The organism is Pokkaliibacter sp. CJK22405, assembly GCF_046614695.1.
GTDB lineage: Bacteria > Pseudomonadota > Gammaproteobacteria > Pseudomonadales > Balneatricaceae > Pokkaliibacter.
On the sequence record NZ_JBKKHQ010000013.1, the window covers coordinates 242,962 to 261,656 of the forward strand.

Consider the following 18,695-nt stretch of genomic DNA (forward strand, 5'->3'; position numbering starts at 1 on the left):
CTTAGTGTGAAATTACCGTCTGTCAGGCAGACAACTCCTTGCGCACGATCTCGGCACCGGCGCGCAGAGCGTTCAGCTTGCCACGCGCCACATCACGGGACAGCGGCGCCATACCGCAGTTGGTGCAAGGAATCAGCTTGTCAGCATCGACGTATTTCAGCGCTTCACGCAGGGTGGCGGCGACTTCTTCAGGCGTCTCGATGGTATCGGTGGCGACATCAATCGCGCCGACCATCACCTTCTTGCCACGAATCAGCTCCAGCAGCTCAATCGGCACGTGGGAGTGGTGGCATTCCAGCGAGATGATATCAATGCTGGACTGCTGCAGTTTGGGGAAGACTTCCTCGTACTGACGCCATTCGGTGCCGAGGGTTTTCTTCCAGTCGGTGTTGGCCTTGATGCCGTAGCCGTAGCAGATGTGTACCACGGTTTCGCACTTCAGCCCTTCGATGGCGCGCTCAAGGCAGGCGATGCCCCACTCGTTCACTTCATCGAAAAACACGTTAAACGCGGGCTCATCGAACTGGATGATATCCACACCCGCTGCTTCCAGATCCCGGGCTTCTTCATTCAGCAGTTTGGCGAATTCCCAGGCCAGATCCTTACGGCTCTTGTAGTGGGCATCGTACAGGGTGTCGACCATGGTCATCGGCCCTGGCAGTGCCCATTTGATCGGCTGATCGGTCTGGCTGCGCAGGAACTTGGCATCCTCCACGAACACGGGTTTGGGACGGCTGACCGGCCCGACCACCGTCGGTACGCTGGCATCGTAGCGGTCACGGATCTTGACGGTTTCGCGCTTTTCAAAGTCGACGCCATCCAGATGCTCGATAAAGGTGGTCACGAAGTGCTGACGGGTCTGCTCGCCATCACTGACGATATCCGTCCCGGCATTCAGCTGCTCCTGCAGCGCCACGCGCAGGGCGTCCTGCTTGCCGGCCAGCAGCTCATCGCCTTCCAGTTTCCAGGGCGACCAGAGTTTTTCAGGCTCTGCCAGCCAGGAGGGTTTGGGCAGGCTGCCAGCGGTGGACGTGGGTAATAGCTTTTTCATGGGTAATCCTGTGAGTATCCGGTGGCCTTAAGCGACGTTAGCGAGCCATTGCTGCAGAATCGCCCGATACGGCTTGATGAAATGTTCTTCGGCAAACCTGCCCTGCTTCACGGCCAGCTGGCTGCGCTCTTCGCGGTCATAAACGATACGGGTCAGGGAATGATCCCCGTGCCGGAGGTTCGGCTGGTAACGATAACCGGCCACGGCGTTAGCGTTATAGATCTCCGGGCGATAGATCTTCTGGAAGGTTTCCATGGTGCTGATGGTGCCGATCAGCTCCAGATTGGTGTAATCCGTCAGCAGATCACCAAAGAAATAGAACGCCAGCGGTGCCACGCTGTTGGGCGGCATAAAGTAGCGCACCTCAAAGCCCATCTTCCTGAAGTACTGCTCGGTCAGGGAGGACTCGTTCGGCAGGTACTCCACGCCCAGCACCGGGTGCTGATTTTCCGTGCGCTGGTAGGTCTTGTTGTCCGACACACTCAGGCAAATCACCGGCAGCTTGCTGAAGTTTTCTTTGTAAGCGGCGGAGCTGATGAAGTCCTTGAAGAGGTTACCGTGCAGCTCGCCGAAGTTGTGCGGGATGCTAAAGCCCGTTTTGCCCTGGTTATGTTCCTGCAGCAGCACGCTGAAATCGTAATCACGCACGTAAGAGGAGAAGTTGTTGCCGACGATGCCTTCAATGCGTTTGCCGGTGGAGTGATCCACAATCGTGGTTTGCAGCACTTCAATCGACGGGAAGTGCTCGCCGCGACCTTCGATATCCATCTCAACGGAGATGATATCCAGCTCCAGCGAATAACGGTCGCCCTTGGGGTTATCCCAATGAGCCAGGGCGTTAAAGCGGCTGTCGATCATCTTCAGGGCATTACGCAGGTTTTCCTGACGGTGTTCACCGCGCGCCAGATTGGCGAAGTTGGTGGTGATGCGCGTGCTGTCGGAAGGCTGATAGTTCTCATCGAAGCGGACGCGTTTGATGGTGTAGGAAAAGCCAGTAGTCATGATCGGAAACCCCATCGCTAAACTCAAAACGGACGCTCTTGTCTGCTCGCTGTCCGGAGGATTGCCGGTGGGTTCTGAGGGCGTTACGCCTGCATCAGCCGTATAGCATCGAGCATGAAGAGTAATGAGGTGAGTTATACCCGAGGCTTTCCATGAAAAAAATTGACATTATTTAATAGATCTATGACGAATGATCATGGATAGCAAAAACCGCGCTGGCAGGCCGCCAACGCCGAGGGGGTAAGCTCAATGCCCTGCAACACAGGCAGACTGAGCATGAGGAGAGAAGAAAGGTGAGGAAACACGCCAGGCAGAGCGCGCCTCTCACACTCCGCTAACGGCTGATCGGCGTCGTGCCTGCCGGGTGGTCATAGCTGCGCGCCAACTCGATAAAGGCTTTGAGATAACCCTCTTCTTCATCGCCAGCGCGGGTGCCGAGGTAAATATTCTTGGCGATTCCCTCCTGCCCCAACCGCACGACCGCCAGGGGCAACCTGGCGCAGTACTCCTCCGCCAGCCAGCGCGGCAATGCCGCCACACCGCGCTCACACGCCACCATTTGCAGCATGATCTCGGTGGTTTCGCTGGTTTTATGCAGCTTGGGCACGACGCCTGCTGGCGTCAGAAACAGGGAATAGATATCGAGCCGGTCCGTGGCGACCGGATACGTCAGCAGCACCTGATCGCGCAGGTCTTCCGGCTCGGCATACTCGCTCCCTGCCAGCCTGTGGTTTTTCGGCACGACAAGCACCTGCTCGTAATCGAACACCGGCGTGTAATGCAGGCCGCTTTTAAAGAAAGGGTCCGGCGTGACCAGCAGATCAATCTCATAGTCAAACAGCGCCCCGACGCCGCCGAACTGGAACTTCTGTTTTACATCGACATCCACATCCGACCAGGCATCCAGAAAGGGCGCGACGATCTTCAGTAACCACTGATAGCACGGGTGGCATTCCATGCCGATGCGCAGCGTACCGCGCTGACCCTGCGCGATCTGCTTTAGCCGCTCTTCTGCATGACCAAGTAGCGGCAGCACGCGATTGGCGATATTCAGCAGATGCCGACCCGCCTGCGTCAGCCGCAGGCTTCGCCCTTCGCGCAGCCACACCGCCGTGCCAAGGTTGTCCTCCAGCTTGCGAATGGTATGGCTTAACGCCGATTGGGTCACGTGCAACGCTTTGGCCGCCGCAGTCAGAGAGCCAAGCTCTTCCACCGCCTGCACGATGCGTAGATGTATGCGTTCAATCATATTGATCTATGAGTAAAAATAATTGATCGGTGAATATATACCATTTCTACTCATCCTATAACTGCATTAGTCTTTTTGCATCTCCTGACTGCTCTCAATGGTGACCTGTCTATGACGACTGCAACTTCCCCCTCTGACCGCCCCGTGGTGACTCATGCCTGTCAGGTGGTGGACATTCGCCCGTTATCCACAGGCACCTTTGAGATTGAACTGGCCGCGCCCGCTGGCACTGTGCTGGATTATCACGCCGGCCAGTACCTGCAGATGGACATTGATGTGCAGGGCGACGGCAAAATGCAGCGGCTTTCCTACACCATCGCCAACAGCTGCGATGCCGAAAAACCGCGCTATCTGCAGGTGTTTCTGCAAACCGGCAGCCCCTTTTCCAACCAGCTGCTAACGCGACTGGGCCAGCTGAAAGACTGCCAGCAACCGCTGAATATCACCTTGGCGCTGGGCCGCGCCTATCTGCAAACCGATGTGACCCAGCCCCACGTTTTTATCGCCGCCGGTTCCGGTATCGCCAAGATCAAAGCCATTACCGAGGCCCTGCTGCGCCGAAACCCAGAGGCCAACATCGCCATTTACTGGTCGAACAAAACCGCCGGGGAGTTTTACCTGCTGGAGCACTTTGGCCGCTGGGCCACCCAACACACCAACCTGCGTTTCACCCCCGTGCTGGAGGCTGCCGACAGCGAGTGGACCGGCCGCTCGGGCTATCTCTATGAAGTGATCGGGACAGACTTTGATGATTTAAGCCAGGTGCAAACCTACCTCTGCGGCTCGCCCCGCATGGTCTACGGCACCCTGGATCAGCTCGCTGCCAAAGGTTTACAGGAACACCACTGCCACTCCGACGTGTTTGAGCATTCCCCGCGCGAGCAGCAAGTGGCGGTGTGATGGACTTCAGAAACGCCATTAGCCTGAATGGAAACGGCCACTTCGTTGGTCTTTGCTCACTGACTCACTAACCACACCGGTAATTCACCGCGCGCCGCGCCGCTGACGCCTGCTTCTACACAACCTGCCAGACTGGCGAAATGCACGGAGCGGCCGACCAGACCGGGGGCGTAGTGCGCGTATTTAGCCGAGTTGGTCATTAATACCCTGGCGGAGGGCGGAATCACCGGTTCACCCAGCATGCACCAGCAGGTGTCGGTGACGAGCGTGCCGCCGAAGGCTTCGATGGGGGCGATATACCCCGCTTCGCGCGCTTGTTCGAGGACGGCGCGGCCACAGGTAATCACGAAGGCAAGGTCTGGGTGTTTGCGGCGGCCAGCACAGAGCGCTGCCAGCTTGCCGAATTCGCTGAGTGAGAAATGCGGGTTGCCGAGCGAGATCACCTGCACGCTATCGTCTTGGGCGCTATTCAGTTCCTGCCAGCCGGCCTGCAAGTCAGCCAGCGTGACGTGGTAGGCGGGGAGCGTTTTCCCTGCGGGAATGACCGCATCAGGGTTTATCGCTTCCGGCGTGATGCCCGCGATATGAAACAGCGGCGCAGCGGAGGTGGTGCCAAAGGCGGCGCTGAAGGCTTTCAAATCATCCATTGACGGTTGTCGATGCGCCAGACCACGAATCAGGGGGATTTGCTTGCCCGCCATCGCGCCAATGCAGTAACCCAGCAGCGGGTAGAACGCATCATCCACCGCTGCCAGCGGGGCCACATCAATACACAGTTGCGCCTGACGGTGCTCATCCAGATGGCAGCCCGAGCGCGGCGCACGGCCACAGAGGGCGATGCAGATATCAAGATAATCCGGGTATTTCAGGGTGCGGGCACCGAGCACGCTGTTGGCGAACACCACCGCATTGGATTCCGCCCAGGCGATCTGCTCACCCACGGACGGCGCCGTCTCCAGCAAGTATGGCGCGCAGGTGTAACTCAGCTGTGCACCCATCGCCATATAGGCTTCGCCCAGCGCACTCGCAGGCTCACCAAAAGACGGATCCACCCCCAACGCACGCCAGCGGCGCTGATCGACCGAGATGGAGTTCAGCGTGGTCGGCACGCACACCTGTGCGCCCCACTCGACAAACTGCCGGGCAAAGCGAAGGCTCGACGGGCCGGTGTAAATGCAGCCGTCGATATGCGCCAGAGTAATGTCCATCAACCCCTCGGCGCCTTGCAGCTGCGCCATTTTCAGCACGACCTGCATGGCCATCTGCGTGGCTTTGCCGTGCTCACCAGCCAGCATGGCCTGATCACGCGCGCTCAGCGCTACCTGATGAGTCAGCGTCGCCGCCGGAGGGTGGTGATCATCAAGCGCCAGCGGCTCAGGCATCGCCTCAAAGCTATGCACTGCCCCGCCATCGACACGCACAAAAGCCACATCACGCAGGCGTTCAAAGGCCGCTTTGCCAATCGCGATAACCGGCAGGGAGCGCTGGAAAATCATCTCCGCCAGCAGTACGCCTAAGGTCAGGATTTCATCGACCTCAGCCAGAATCAGCGCCGCCGGTGCATGGCCCGTGCTGATCAGCTCCATCATCACGCTACTGCCAGTGCAGGAACCGCGCCCACTGGGAATCGCCAGCACCCGCCCCGCCAGATGCTGACCGCTCAGGGGATGATGGCGATCAATCACCTCGCCGGTCGATGGCTCAACGCCGCCCCAGAAACTCAGGCCGGTATCGGCGAACAGCAGTTCACCCTGAGCTGTACCGGCAATCAGGCTGCGACCATGCAACGGGGAAGTCATAGAGGCCCTCTCGATATGCTTAGGTGGTGTGAAATACCCACCGTTCGATGATAGCCAAGTAATGTACACGCGAGGAGAACAGCACGGAATGCTGACAGCGAGTCTGGGGAAGCGCCTGCGTGGTCAGAAAGTAAAAAGCCCCGAGAGAAATTGCTTCTGCCGGGGCTTTTTTGATCAAACTTTATTCGACAAAAAAGCCAAATAAAGTCATCGCCTTACATCACTCGACCGTTACAGACTTAGCCAGATTCCTTGGCTGGTCCACATCCGTGCCGCGAATTACCGCCACGTAGTAGCTCAGCAGTTGCAGCGGCACGGTGTAGAGGATGGCTTCCATCATCGGGTGAACTTTGGGCAGCGACAGCACATGGTAGCCTTCCTGCTCATCGATACCGGCTTCCACGTCTGCAAACACATACAGCTCACCGCCACGGGCGCGGACTTCCTGCATGTTGGATTTCAGCTTCTCCAGCAGCTCGTTACCGGGGGCGACGGTGACTACCGGCATGTCGCTGTCGACCAGCGCCAGCGGGCCGTGCTTAAGCTCTCCGGCAGGATAGGCTTCGGCGTGAATATAGGAGATTTCCTTGAGTTTGAGGGCACCTTCCATCGCAATCGGGTACAGCGCGCCACGGCCAAGGAACAGCGAGTGCTGTTTGTCGGCAAAGTGAGTCGCCAGCGCTTCGATGCGGCTGCTCAGGGTCAGCACTTCTTCCATTTTGGCGGGCAGGCTGTACAGCGCCGCGACCAGTTCGGCTTCTTTTTCAGCGCTTAAGCCACGTTGTTTGGCCAGCGACAGGGTCAGAATCATCAGTGCCGCCAGCTGGGTGGTGAAGGCTTTGGTGGAGGCCACGCCAATTTCGGGGCCTGCCTGCGTCATCAGACACAGGTCAGACTCACGCACCAGCGAGCTGCCGGGCACGTTACAGATGGCCAGTGTCGCCAGTGCGCCACGCTCTTTGGCGACGCGCAGTGCCGCCAGGGTATCGGCGGTTTCGCCGGACTGGGACAGGGTGATAAACAACGTGCCGGGCAGGGTCACGGTGGTGCGGTAGCGATATTCGGAGGCGATTTCGACCTGACAGGGCAAACCGGTCAGCTCTTCAATCCAGTAGCGTGCCACCATTCCGGCGTGGGAGCTGGTGCCGCAGGCGATAATCTGCACGGCTTTGACATCGCGCATCAGCTGGCTTTCCTGCTCACCGAACAGGGCATCGTTCACACGGCCCTGCTCCAGTCGTCCGGCCAGGGTGGCCTGGAACACACCGGGCTGCTCAAAGATTTCCTTGAGCATATAGTGCTTGTACTGGCCTTTGTCGGCGGACTGGGTGCCGTGTTCGTAGCGTTTGATGTCCAGCGCCTGCAGGCTGCCTTCGCTGTTGTGAACGCGAATCTCGTTCAGGCTGATGCAGGCGGTATCGCCTTCGTTCAGGTAGATAAAGCGATCCGTCACCTGCAGCAGCGCCATAGGATCTGAGCCGATAAAGTTCTCTCCGATACCCACACCAATCACCAGCGGGCTGCCTTTGCGGGCGCACAGCAGCTGGTCGGGAAAGTCTGCGTGAATCACGCCCAGTGCAAACGCGCCTTCCAGCTTGGCAATCACCTGACGAAACGCGGTGTAAAACTCAGGCTCGGTTTTAAGCTCTTCAGACAGCAGATGGGCGATCACTTCGGTATCGGTATCCGAGGTGAAGGTGTAACCCTTGCGCTGCAGCTCGGCTTTAAAACCGGCGTAGTTTTCGATAATGCCGTTATGCACTACCGCCAGACGCTCGCCGGACAGGTGCGGGTGGGCGTTGCGCTCATTGGGCTGACCATGGGTCGCCCAGCGGGTGTGCGCAATACCCAGACTGCCGGGCAGCGGTGTGGCTTTCAGCGCATCATCAAGCTGCTGCACTTTGCCTGCACGGCGCAGGCGGTTCAGGTTTTCGCCGTCAAAAATCGCCATGCCGGCGGAGTCATAACCGCGGTATTCCAGACGATGTTGCCCTTCCAGCAGGATGGCGCTGACTGAACGCTTGGCGATAGCTCCCACAATTCCACACATATTCTTGCTCCTGCTGAAAATTAAGTCTTTTTAACCGGACGCTGCCAGTTGGCAATCGGCACCTGACGCGCACGCGCGAGGGCCAGCGTATTGTCGGCAATATTCTGGGTAATGGTGGAGCCTGCGCCTGTGGTCGCGCCGTTGCCCACGCTGACAGGTGCAACCAGCGAGGTGTTGCTGCCAATAAAGGCATTATCACCAATGGTGGTTTTGGATTTATTCACGCCGTCGTAGTTGCAGGTGATGGTGCCTGCGCCGACGTTCACATCACGGCCCAGCTCGGCATCGCCGATGTAGCTTAAGTGATTCACCTTGGAGCCTTCGCCGATGATGGCTTTTTTGGTCTCGACAAAGTTGCCGATCTTGGCCTTATTGGCCAGTACCGTGCCGGGGCGCAGACGCGCGTAGGGGCCAACATCACAGTGCTCACCGACGATGGCTTCTTCAATCACGGAGTGAGACTTAATGTGGCTGCCCGCTTTGATGTGGGCATCGCGGATAATGCAGTTGGCTTCGATGGTGACATTGCTTTCCAGCGTCACCTTACCTTCAAAAATGACGTTAATGTCGATAAAGCAGTCCTGCCCGGCGACCAGTTCACCGCGCACATCAATACGTGCAGGGTCCGCCAGCGTCACGCCTGCGGTCATCAGGGCGTCCGCCTGTGCACGCTGATAAGCACGCTCCAGCGCCGCCAGTTGCAGACGGGTATTAACACCTTCAACTTCGGTAGCGCTGGCCGCTTGCTGCGCGGCTACATTGACGCCATCAGCAACCGCCATGGCGATCACGTCGGTCAGGTAGTATTCGCCCTGTGCGTTATTGGAGGACAACGCGGGCAGCCACTTACGCAGTCGCGCGGTAGGCACGGCCATAATGCCGGTGTTCACTTCGGTGATCGCTTTCTCGGCTTCGGTCGCATCCTTGTGCTCGACAATCGCCACTACCTGATCATCCGCGTTACGTACGATACGGCCATAGCCGGTGGGGTTATCCAGCGTGACGGTCAGTAGCCCCATCTGAGCGGGCGTTACACTCGCCAGCAACTTACTCAGGGTCTCGACGCTGATCAGCGGCACATCGCCGTACAGAATCAGGGTTGTGCCTTCTTCAGCAAGATTAGGCAACGCCTGCGCAACCGCATGGCCGGTGCCGAGTTGCTGATGTTGCCAGACGCACTGCAACCCCTCGCCCACGGCGCTTTGCACCTGCTCACCACCGTGACCGACCACCAGATGAATGCCATCGGCCGCCAGTTGCTGGGCGGTAGTAATAACGTGGGCCACCAGCGGACGACCCGCCAGTGGATGCAGCACTTTCGGCAGTGCCGAGCGCATACGACTGCCCTGCCCGGCGGCAAGAATGACAACATCAAGAGCCATAACGATACCTGTTCGCTGATCAAGCCACCCGCCAGAGGCGCCGCTTGTCAGTCTTTTAATTGACAATAACTTCTTGGGGACTCACTTTAGCCTGATAAATTTCCCATACAAGACTGTTTGTCATTAATAAATTGACAATTATGGACAAAGAATTACTCAGCCTCTTGGAGCTGTCCGAGCGGGAATACCAGCTCTACCGAAGCCTGTTAACCCTGGGGCCTGCCTCCATCCGCGATATTGCTGCCCATGCAGGCATCAACCGTGGCACCACCTATGAAAGCCTGAAGCTGATGCAGTCCAAGGGCGTGGTGTCGTATCTGCCAAAGGGAAAACGCCGCTTCTTCGCGGCTGAGGATCCGGAAAAGTTACTGCAAAAAGCGGAAGAGCGCCGGCAACTGATGAACGGCCTGATTGGCCGGTTAAAGGCGGATGTGATCCCGGAGCTGTATCACCTGAAGCCTGAGTTCAGCGCCGGTAACGTGCGTTTTTATGAGGGTGATGATGGCATCGAGTTCGTCCTGAAGGACATTCTGGCCACCGTCGCCCGGCAGCCGCAGCGGACTTATTCGGTGTTTTCCTCCAAGGCGATTCGTCATCACCTGTATCGGCCTTTTCCGAACTTCACCAAACAGCGTGTAGAGAAGGAAATTGATGTGCGCGTTATCGCTATCGGCGAAGGGGGCGAGGATGCAGCGTACTCAGAGCGTAAGTGGATACCTACTAACGGCGAGGTCGATGCCAGCTACATCGCTATTTACCCACCCAAGGTAGCGATGATTTCGCTGGCAGCAAGTAACTATCCGGTGGCGGTGGTGATTGATTCCAACGAGATCGCCACTGCGCAGCTGATCATTTTCAACACCCTGTGGCGACTGCTCTGAATACTTCCCGCTTCAGGGAGCGGTGACCACCATCCAGGCACCGCTCATCACAATAAGAGTCCCGACAATACGCTGCCAGGACAGCTCTCTGACCACACCGGTAATTCCCCAGCGGTCGAGTATTAATGCACTGATCAGCTGCCCGGTCAGAATCAGCATAATCGTCGCCGCACTGCCCTGAATCTTGTAGCCATTGAGGCTGGCAAAGACAAAGAACGTTCCGAGTAGGCCGGGCAGCACAAACCATAAGGCCAGCTTATCTGTGGATAGAAAGATCCCATGGCCGGGACGCAGCCATTCCATCGTACTCAGAATGACCAGGCCGACCAGAGAGTTACAAAAAAGGGCACCGGTGAGCGTCAGGCCGCGGCTGGTCATGGCGACCATCAAGGCGTTTTGCAGCACTAGTGCCATTCCGGCCGCCAAAGCCAGCCATGCCGATTGCATCATGAGGGCAGGCTCGCAGCGCTTAGTCGCGGGCAGCGCCCGGCTCATCCAGAAACTTCTGCATGAAAACCAGATTTAGCCAACGACCGAACTTATGCCCCACTTCGGGGAATCGTGCGACTTCCTCAAAGCCAAGGCGCTCATGAAAACGCACGGAGCCCGCATTGTCGGCATCAATGCCTCCCAGCATCACATGCATTCCTTTGTCACGAGCCAGAGGAAAGAGTGCCTCAACCAGCTGTACACCCACGCCCTTGCCACGCTGATCGGCCCGAACATGCACACTATGCTCAACCGTGAAGCGGAAACCCGGCCAGGCTGCGCGCCATTCGCCAAAGGAGGAGAAGCCCACCACCTCATGCTGATCTTCTGCTACCAGCACGGGAAACCCCTGTGCCGTACGATCATTAAACCATTGCACCCGGCTCTCCAGACTGACCGGATCAAGGGCATACACCGCCGTCGAGTTGGCGATGACCTCGTTATAAATCGCCAGAATGGCCGGTAAATCCTCAGGGGTGGCGGAACGAATCAGCATGGAAGTCTCCGAGCACGGCCAGCGCGCCGTAATGGATAAAGAAAAGAATTGTGCGAACGACAATATCCACTATAGTAAACAAAAGTCAATTAAGTTAGATTATTATGATCCCCACACCTTCCCTCGCGCCACCATCGGATCACAGCCAGCCCCTGGCTCAGGAAGATCCTACTCAGGCATTGGCCGCCAGGTTACAGCTCGAACGTAAGCAACGTGGCTGGAGCCTTGATGAGCTCGCCGAACGAGCAGGCGTCTCCAAAGCGATGATCAGCAAAATTGAGCGGTCTGAAACCAGCCCGACGGCAGTGCTCCTGGGCAAGCTTGCCGGCGCCTTTGGTCTCACGTTATCCACCTTACTGGCGCGAGCAGAGCAACAAAGTGGCCGGTTATTAAAGCGCGCTGACCAGCCCTTCTGGCAGGATCCGGAGACGGGCTTTATTCGCCGTCAGCTGGCGCCTAACTCGGATTTACCGCTGGAGCTGACCCAGGTTGAACTACCTCCTGAGGCCACCGTCGATTATCCACAGGCCGTCTTTACCTATATCCGTCAGCTATTGTGGATTACTGAAGGCACTCTGCTATTTACCGAAGGTCAGGAGACTCATAGGCTGGATGCCGGGGACTGTCTGCAGCTGGACAGCCCACAAGACTGCCGCTTTCATAATCCCGGCCCTGCGGTATGTCGCTACGTGGTTGCCGTCCTTAAGCTTTAACTACCTGCTTAGTACTTTTACAGAAGGAATTGTTATGTCGATGCCCCAGCCACGCGCTGCTGTCAGTGCGTTAAGCCCTTCACTGATTCGGGAAGTTGCCAACAGCGCCATGGGACGAACGGATGTATTGCCCTTCTGGTTTGGCGAAAGTGATCAACCCACGCCTGAGTTTATCCGTCAGGCTGCCATTGCCTCCATTGAGCGGGGCGAAACCTTCTATACCCAAAATCTGGGGCGACCCTGGTTACGCGAGGCGATCGCAGATTATCAGGCTCGCCTGCATGGGCGAACTTTTCACAGCGATCAGATTGGCGTCACTGGCTCCGGCGTTTCCGCGTTGATGTTGGCTATGCAGCTCGTACTGGAGCCTGGTGACCGTGTCGTTGCGGTGACTCCGCTCTGGCCCAACCTGGTTGAGATACCTCGGATTCTCAGTGCGGATGTCATCCGTGTTCCGCTGCAGGTCAGCAATAATGCCTGGCAGCTGGACCTGGACCAGCTACTGGATGCGCTCACTCCTGACACTCGCCTGCTTCTGCTGAACTCCCCCAATAACCCGACCGGCTGGACGATCACCGCAGAACAACAGGAAGTCATTCTGGCCCATTGCCGGCAACACGGAATCTGGATTCTGGCCGATGATGTTTACTCGCGCCTGATTTACCGACCCGGCCAGAACCACGCTCCCTCTTTTCTGGACATGAGTGATGAGCAGGACCGACTCATCAGTGTGAACTCGTTTTCCAAAGCCTGGTGTATGACGGGCTGGCGTGCCGGCTGGTTAACCCTGCCAGCCTCTTTATCTGCCGATTTGGCCAAGCTGGTGGAGTACAACACCTCCTGCGTCGCGGATTTCGTCCAGCATGCCGCACGTGTCGCGATTGAGCAGGGAGATGAGCATATCCGCACACTCAGACAGGAGTTGGCCGCACGTCGCGCATTGATGAGCACAGAACTGGGCGCAATACCTGGTGTACAGCTACCGCTGGCAGAAGGCGCCATGTATGCCTACTTTTCCATTGAGAGTCAGTCAGACTCCCTGGCGCTGGCGAAAGCATTGATTCAGGAAGTCGGACTAGGGCTGGCACCAGGCAAGGCGTTTGGCATGGAGGGCGAAGGCTGGCTGCGCTGGTGCTATGCCACTTCTGAAGAGCGTTTGCGTGACGGTATCACGCGCTTAAAACACTTTATTGAGCGCTAGTATCCGTATTATTTGCCACGGCGCATCAGGCTCAGTTCATGCAGGGTGCGCAGCATCGCCGCCGCGCGTGCCACGTGCTCTGCACTGTCCTGAGTATGCTCTGCAGCAAACTCGGCCTCCGCTTTCGCCATGGCCTTTTTGGCTTCTGCCTCATGCAGTTCCTGCGCACGAATCGCGGTATCGGCCAGCACAATCGTCTGCGTAGGCTGTACTTCAACAAAACCTGAGGGAACATAAAACAACTGCTCATCCCCCTGCGCATCCACACAACGCAGTGGCCCCGGTGCCAACTCAGCCAATAATGGCGCATGACCCGGATAGATACCGACATCACCCAAGCGTGTGGTCAGCACGACATAACGAACCTCTCCGCTAAACAGTCCCTCCTCCGAGGTTACCAGTGAGAGTTTCAGTGACTTTGGCTGGCTTTCCATAGGTTCTCCTGCTGATAAGGATGTCTCTGGCCACGGTTCACTATGCCATGGGCACCCGCTGTTCGCATCTGCGCTATATCAATCGCCATAAAAAAAAGGCAGCCGAAGCTGCCTTTTTTGCGATGGTGACCCATCAGTATTATGACTTGCGTCGTGCCTGCTGAAGAACACGCAGCTGAGCTGCGGCTTCTGCCAGTCGGGTTGCGGCGCGAGCGTATTCAAACTCAGAGGCTTTGCCATCTTTCATCTGACGCTCGGCTTCTGCCTTGGCTTCCTTGGCCACAGATTCGTCCAGATCTTCTGCACGAATTGCGGTGTCGGCCAGAACAGTAACCAGATTGGGCTGTACTTCGAGGAATCCACCAGAAACGTAGATCACTTCCTCACCACCATCCTGACGGATGACGCGCACAGGGCCAGGCTTTAACTGGGTCAGCAGTGGTGTGTGACCTGGAGCAATACCCAGGTCACCCAGCTCACCATTAGCCACCACCATTTCCACCAGTCCGGAGAACAGGGATTCTTCGGAGCTGACGATATTACAATGAACGGTTATAGCCATGGTAACCCCCTCAAGCTACGGTGTTGTTATACCCAACCAGAGTGGATTACAGCTTCTTAGCCTTTTCAACCGCTTCGTCGATGCCGCCGACCATGTAGAAGGCCTGCTCTGGCAGTTCGTCGAATTCGCCGCTCAGAATGCCCTGGAAGCCACGGATAGTGTCTTTCAGAGAAACGTATTTACCAGGTGAACCGGTAAAGACTTCAGCAACGAAGAATGGCTGAGAAAGGAAACGCTGGATCTTACGCGCACGGGATACAACCTGCTTGTCTTCTTCAGACAGCTCGTCCATACCCAGAATCGCGATGATATCTTTCAGTTCGGTGTAACGCTGCAGGGTAGACTGCACACCACGCGCCACTTCGTAATGTTCCTGACCTACTACCAGCGGGTCCAGCTGACGAGAAGTCGATGCCAGAGGATCAACCGCAGGATAGATACCCAGAGCAGCGATATCACGGCTCAGAGTAACGGTGGAGTCCAGGTGGGAGAAGGTGGTCGCAGGTGATGGGTCAGTCAAGTCATCCGCAGGTACGTATACGGCCTGAACGGAAGTGATAGAACCCGTCTTGGTAGAGGTGATACGTTCCTGCAGAACGCCCATCTCTTCTGCCAGAGTTGGCTGATAACCTACCGCAGAAGGCATACGACCTAGCAGTGCAGATACTTCTGTACCGGCCAGGGTATAACGGTAGATGTTATCAACGAAGAACAGAACGTCACGACCTTCGTCACGGAACTGCTCTGCCATGGTCAGACCAGTCAGAGCAACACGCAGACGGTTGCCGGGCGGCTCGTTCATCTGACCATAAACCAGAGATACTTTGTCCAATACGTTGGACTCTTTCATCTCGTGGTAGAAGTCGTTACCTTCACGAGTACGCTCACCAACACCTGCGAATACAGAGTAACCGCTGTGCTCGATGGCGATGTTACGGATCAGTTCCATCATGTTTACGGTTTTACCAACACCGGCGCCACCGAACAGACCTACTTTACCGCCTTTCGCGAAAGGACAAACCAAGTCGATAACCTTGATACCTGTCTCCAGCAGTTCGCTGGAAGCAGCCTGGTCGGCATAGCTTGGCGCTTTACGGTGGATAGGCATACGCGCCTCTTCACCGATAGGGCCTTGCTCATCGATTGGGTTACCCAGAACGTCCATGATACGACCTAGGGTAGCTTTACCCACAGGTACGGATACTGGTTCACCAGTATTCTGAACTTCCAGACCACGGCTCATGCCTTCGCTTGAACCCATGGCGATAGTACGTACTACGCCGTCGCCCAACTGCTGCTGAACTTCCAGCACCAGCTCTTTCCCTTCAATGGTAAGGGCGTCGTACACTTTAGGTACGGCGTTGCGCGGAAATTCAACGTCAACCACCGCCCCGATAACTTGCACTACACGTCCGCTACTCATGCTCGGATCCTCTTAATCTCGTTAAGCCTGTTGCGGTGGTTAAACCGCTGCCGCACCACCGACGATCTCGGCAATTTCCTGGGTGATGGAAGCCTGACGCGCCTTGTTATAGACCAGCTGCAGATCTTTGATGATGTTACCGGCATTGTCGGTAGCGTTCTTCATCGCGATCATTCGTGCAGCCTGCTCACAGGCGACGTTTTCCACCACACCCTGATACACCAGAGACTCCACGTAACGGACCAGAAGGCCGTCCAGAAGTGCTTTAGCGTCGGGCTCATACAGATAGTCCCAGTGATGCTTCAGACCATCATCGTTTCCTGCCTGCAAGGGCAGCATCTGCGCTACGGTAGGTTGCTGTGTCATGGTGTTAACAAACTTGTTAGACACCAGATACAGGCGATCCAGACGGCCTTCGTCATAGGCATCCAACATCACCTTGACGATACCGATCAGATCTTTCACTTCTGGCTTGTCGCCCAAGTGGTTAGCGTATGCCACCACATTGCCGCCGTAGTTGCGGAAGAAGGAGCCTGCTTTTGAACCTACTGCACAGATATCAATCTCGACGCCTTGTTCAGCGTAGGATTTCATCTTTTTGATCATGGCTTTGAAGGCGTTGATGTTTAGACCACCGCACAATCCACGATCACTGGAGATAATGATGAAGCCTACGCGCTTGACGTCACGCTCCTGCAGGTACAGATGTTTGTACTCAGGATTGGAGCTCGCCACATGACGGATCACATCTACAATACGCTCCGCGTAGGGGCGACTTGCAGCCATGCGATCCTGGGCTTTCCGCATTTTAGATACCGCGACCATTTCCATGGCGCTGGTAATCTTCTGCGTACTTTTAATACTCGCAATCTGCGTCTTGATCTCTTTTCCTGCTGCCATAATCTCTGCCTCAAGCTTTCAGCGACAGCGGCAGGGTTACCCCTGCCGCACCCGGATTACCAGGAACCCGTTGCCTTGAATTTCTCGATACCGGCTTTGATTCCAGCAGCAATTTCGTCGTTGTAATTGCCGTTCTCACCGATTTTGCTGACCAGATCAGCGCAATCGCTCTGGAAGTAGGCAATCAACGCCGCTTCAAAGGCACCAATCTTCGCGACTGGAATGTCGGTCAGGAAGCCTTCGGTTGCGGCATACAGGACGATACCCATCAGAGCAACGCTCATAGGCTCGAACTGCTTCTGCTTCATCAGTTCGGTAACACGCTGACCATGTTCCAGCTGCTTGCGGGTTGCTTCGTCAAGATCGGAAGCAAACTGAGCAAAGGCCGCCAGTTCACGATACTGAGCCAGAGCCAGACGAATACCACCGCCGAGCTTCTTGATAATCTTGGTCTGGGCTGCACCACCAACACGGGATACAGAGATACCAGCGTTCATCGCAGGACGGATACCGGCGTTGAACAGGTTGGTTTCCAGGAAGATCTGACCATCGGTGATGGAGATAACGTTAGTCGGTACGAATGCCGATACGTCACCTGCCTGAGTCTCGATGATTGGCAGCGCGGTCAGAGATCCAGTCTTACCAGTGACGCGGCCTTCGGTGTAACGCTCAACGTAGTCGGCGCTAACACGTGCAGCACGCTCCAGCAGACGGGAGTGCAAATAGAATACGTCACCAGGATAAGCTTCACGGCCAGGAGGACGCTTCAGCAGCAGGGAAATCTGACGATACGCCCAGGCTTGCTTGGTCAGGTCATCATAGATGATCAGTGCGTCTTCACCGTTATCACGGAAGTACTCACCCATAGTACAGCCAGCATAAGCAGCCAGATACTGCATTGCAGCAGGATCAGCAGCGCCAGCGGCAACTACGATGGTGTGATCCATTGCGCCGTGTTCTTCCAGCTTGCGAACCACGTTAGCGATAGTGGACTGCTTCTGTCCGATCGCAACATAGATACACTTAATGCCGGAGTCTTTCTGGGCAATGATGGTGTCCAGTGCCATCGCGGTTTTACCGGTCTGACGGTCACCGATGATCAGCTCACGCTGGCCACGGCCGATAGGCACCATGGAGTCAACCGCCTTGTAACCAGTCTGCACTGGCTCATCAACGGACTGACGCCAGATAACACCTGGAGCAACCTTCTCGATTGGCTCGGACAGGCTCGCGTTCAGCGGGCCCTTGCCATCAATGGGGTTACCCAGAGCGTCAACGACGCGGCCCAGCAATTCAGGGCCAACAGGTACTTCCAGCACACGGCCGGTACACTTAACGGTCATGCCTTCAGACAGACCCTGGTAGTCGCCCAGAATTACGGCGCCGACAGAGTCGCGCTCGAGGTTCAGGGCCATACCATAAATACCACCGGTGAATTCAATCATTTCACCGTACATCACGTCAGCCAGACCGTGGATCTGAACGATACCATCGGAAACGCTAACGACTGTGCCCTCGTTACGGGCCTCAGATTGGAGATTCAGACCTTCGATCCGCTTCTTAATGATCTCGCTGATCTCAGATGGATTCAGTTGCTGCATGCTCTATCCCTCATAATCAGGATTGGATCGCCTCGGCCAATTTTGCCAATTTTCCGCGCACAGACCCGTCAATTACCATGTCTCCGGCCTTGATGATCAGGCCACCGATCAAACTCTTGTCAACTTCGGTCGACATGGTGATGGTTCGATTCAGTTTTGCCTTAAGGGCTGTTGCCAGTTTTTCCTGCTCGGCATCCGACATCTCGAAGGCGGAAACCACTAGAACATCCGTAGAGTTCTCGGTTTCTGCCTTGAGGGTTTCAAACAATGCTGAAACCTCAGGAAGCAGAACAAGGCGCTTTTGCTGCGCCATGGTCAGGAAAAAGGTTTTGCCACTCTCGGTAACTTTATCGGCGCAGACGTCAATGACAGCCTGAGCTTGCTGTTCAGCAGTCAGGGCGGGATCGCTCAGCACCTTGCGGAACGCTGCATCTTCTGCAACTACCGCGGCCAGTGCCAGCATTTCCGACCATTGACTCAGTTCGCCCTTTTCCTGGGCGAACTGAAAAGCAGCTTTGGCATAAGGCCGGGCGAATGTTGTTAATTCCGCCATCGGTCACCT

At 56.4% G+C, this 18,695-nt stretch carries 18 protein-coding genes; 4 read left to right on the forward strand and 14 right to left on the reverse strand.

Features of this window, described 5'->3' with window-relative positions; genetic code table 11:
- Positions 1-22: 22 nt before the first annotated feature.
- The 3 genes from ACKC9G_RS09970 to ACKC9G_RS09980 form a co-directional block, all read right to left on the reverse strand.
- Entirely contained in the window at positions 23-1,051 is a 1,029-nt protein-coding gene (locus tag ACKC9G_RS09970) for a methionine synthase (RefSeq protein WP_411404831.1), read from the reverse strand.
- A 27-nt stretch (positions 1,052-1,078) separates the two neighbouring features.
- Complete coding sequence (locus tag ACKC9G_RS09975) at positions 1,079-2,053, reverse strand: DUF1852 domain-containing protein (RefSeq protein ID WP_411404833.1); 975 nt, start codon at positions 2,051-2,053, stop codon at positions 1,079-1,081.
- A 334-nt stretch (positions 2,054-2,387) separates the two neighbouring features.
- Positions 2,388-3,302 (reverse strand): LysR family transcriptional regulator, encoded by a 915-nt coding sequence (locus ACKC9G_RS09980; protein WP_411404835.1) that lies wholly within the window; start codon positions 3,300-3,302, stop codon positions 2,388-2,390.
- Between the two features lie 111 nt (positions 3,303-3,413).
- Here ACKC9G_RS09980 and ACKC9G_RS09985 point away from each other — a divergent pair, with 111 nt between their 5' ends.
- Positions 3,414-4,202, forward strand: coding sequence for an NAD(P)H-flavin reductase (locus ACKC9G_RS09985; protein ID WP_411404837.1), 789 nt, complete (start codon positions 3,414-3,416; stop codon positions 4,200-4,202).
- 56 nt (positions 4,203-4,258) lie between these two features.
- Here the strand turns inward: ACKC9G_RS09985 and ACKC9G_RS09990 are convergent, their stop codons facing one another.
- The 3 genes from ACKC9G_RS09990 to glmU form a co-directional block, all read right to left on the reverse strand.
- Positions 4,259-6,001, reverse strand: a complete 1,743-nt coding sequence (locus ACKC9G_RS09990) for an aconitase X (protein WP_411404839.1) — start codon at positions 5,999-6,001, stop codon at positions 4,259-4,261.
- 220 nt (positions 6,002-6,221) lie between these two features.
- Complete coding sequence (gene glmS / locus ACKC9G_RS09995; protein ID WP_411404841.1) at positions 6,222-8,051, reverse strand: glutamine--fructose-6-phosphate transaminase (isomerizing); 1,830 nt, start codon at positions 8,049-8,051, stop codon at positions 6,222-6,224.
- Positions 8,052-8,071: 20 nt separating this feature from the next.
- Complete coding sequence (gene glmU / locus ACKC9G_RS10000; RefSeq protein ID WP_411404843.1) at positions 8,072-9,433, reverse strand: bifunctional UDP-N-acetylglucosamine diphosphorylase/glucosamine-1-phosphate N-acetyltransferase GlmU; 1,362 nt, start codon at positions 9,431-9,433, stop codon at positions 8,072-8,074.
- Between the two features lie 140 nt (positions 9,434-9,573).
- Here glmU and ACKC9G_RS10005 point away from each other — a divergent pair, with 140 nt between their 5' ends.
- Positions 9,574-10,314, forward strand: coding sequence for a TrmB family transcriptional regulator (locus tag ACKC9G_RS10005; protein WP_411404845.1), 741 nt, complete (start codon positions 9,574-9,576; stop codon positions 10,312-10,314).
- A 12-nt stretch (positions 10,315-10,326) separates the two neighbouring features.
- On the opposite strand, the gene ACKC9G_RS10010 is transcribed toward ACKC9G_RS10005, so the two are convergent.
- Together ACKC9G_RS10010 and ACKC9G_RS10015 are read right to left on the reverse strand one after the other, a co-directional pair.
- Positions 10,327-10,809 (reverse strand): DMT family transporter, encoded by a 483-nt coding sequence (locus tag ACKC9G_RS10010; protein WP_411404847.1) that lies wholly within the window; start codon positions 10,807-10,809, stop codon positions 10,327-10,329.
- The gene (locus ACKC9G_RS10015; RefSeq protein WP_411404849.1) at positions 10,784-11,299 is read right to left on the reverse strand and encodes an N-acetyltransferase family protein; all 516 of its coding nucleotides are present in this window, start codon (positions 11,297-11,299) and stop codon (positions 10,784-10,786) included. Before ACKC9G_RS10015 ends, ACKC9G_RS10010 begins: the two co-directional genes overlap by 26 nt.
- Positions 11,300-11,403: 104 nt before the next feature.
- On the opposite strand from ACKC9G_RS10015, the gene ACKC9G_RS10020 reads away from it, so the two are divergent.
- Entirely contained in the window at positions 11,404-12,012 is a 609-nt protein-coding gene (locus tag ACKC9G_RS10020; RefSeq protein WP_411404851.1) for a helix-turn-helix domain-containing protein, read from the forward strand.
- A 34-nt stretch (positions 12,013-12,046) separates the two neighbouring features.
- Positions 12,047-13,213 carry a pyridoxal phosphate-dependent aminotransferase gene (locus ACKC9G_RS10025; RefSeq protein WP_411404853.1) on the forward strand — a complete coding sequence of 389 codons (1,167 nt, stop codon included), beginning with the start codon at positions 12,047-12,049 and terminating at the stop codon, positions 13,211-13,213.
- Between the two features lie 8 nt (positions 13,214-13,221).
- Here ACKC9G_RS10025 and atpC read toward each other — a convergent pair whose 3' ends face one another.
- From atpC to ACKC9G_RS10055, 6 genes are all read right to left on the reverse strand, one after another.
- Entirely contained in the window at positions 13,222-13,647 is a 426-nt protein-coding gene (gene atpC / locus ACKC9G_RS10030; protein ID WP_411404855.1) for an ATP synthase F1 subunit epsilon, read from the reverse strand.
- Between the two features lie 139 nt (positions 13,648-13,786).
- Positions 13,787-14,209, reverse strand: a complete 423-nt coding sequence (locus tag ACKC9G_RS10035) for a F0F1 ATP synthase subunit epsilon (protein WP_411404857.1) — start codon at positions 14,207-14,209, stop codon at positions 13,787-13,789.
- A gap of 46 nt (positions 14,210-14,255) precedes the next feature.
- Positions 14,256-15,632: a F0F1 ATP synthase subunit beta gene (gene atpD / locus ACKC9G_RS10040; RefSeq protein ID WP_411404859.1), complete on the reverse strand. Its 1,377-nt coding sequence runs from the start codon at positions 15,630-15,632 to the stop codon at positions 14,256-14,258.
- 39 nt (positions 15,633-15,671) lie between these two features.
- The gene (atpG, locus tag ACKC9G_RS10045) at positions 15,672-16,532 is read right to left on the reverse strand and encodes a F0F1 ATP synthase subunit gamma (RefSeq protein ID WP_411404861.1); all 861 of its coding nucleotides are present in this window, start codon (positions 16,530-16,532) and stop codon (positions 15,672-15,674) included.
- A gap of 56 nt (positions 16,533-16,588) precedes the next feature.
- Complete coding sequence (gene atpA / locus ACKC9G_RS10050) at positions 16,589-18,133, reverse strand: F0F1 ATP synthase subunit alpha (RefSeq protein WP_411404863.1); 1,545 nt, start codon at positions 18,131-18,133, stop codon at positions 16,589-16,591.
- Between the two features lie 16 nt (positions 18,134-18,149).
- Positions 18,150-18,686, reverse strand: a complete 537-nt coding sequence (locus ACKC9G_RS10055) for a F0F1 ATP synthase subunit delta (RefSeq protein WP_411404865.1) — start codon at positions 18,684-18,686, stop codon at positions 18,150-18,152.
- Positions 18,687-18,695 lie beyond the last annotated feature (9 nt).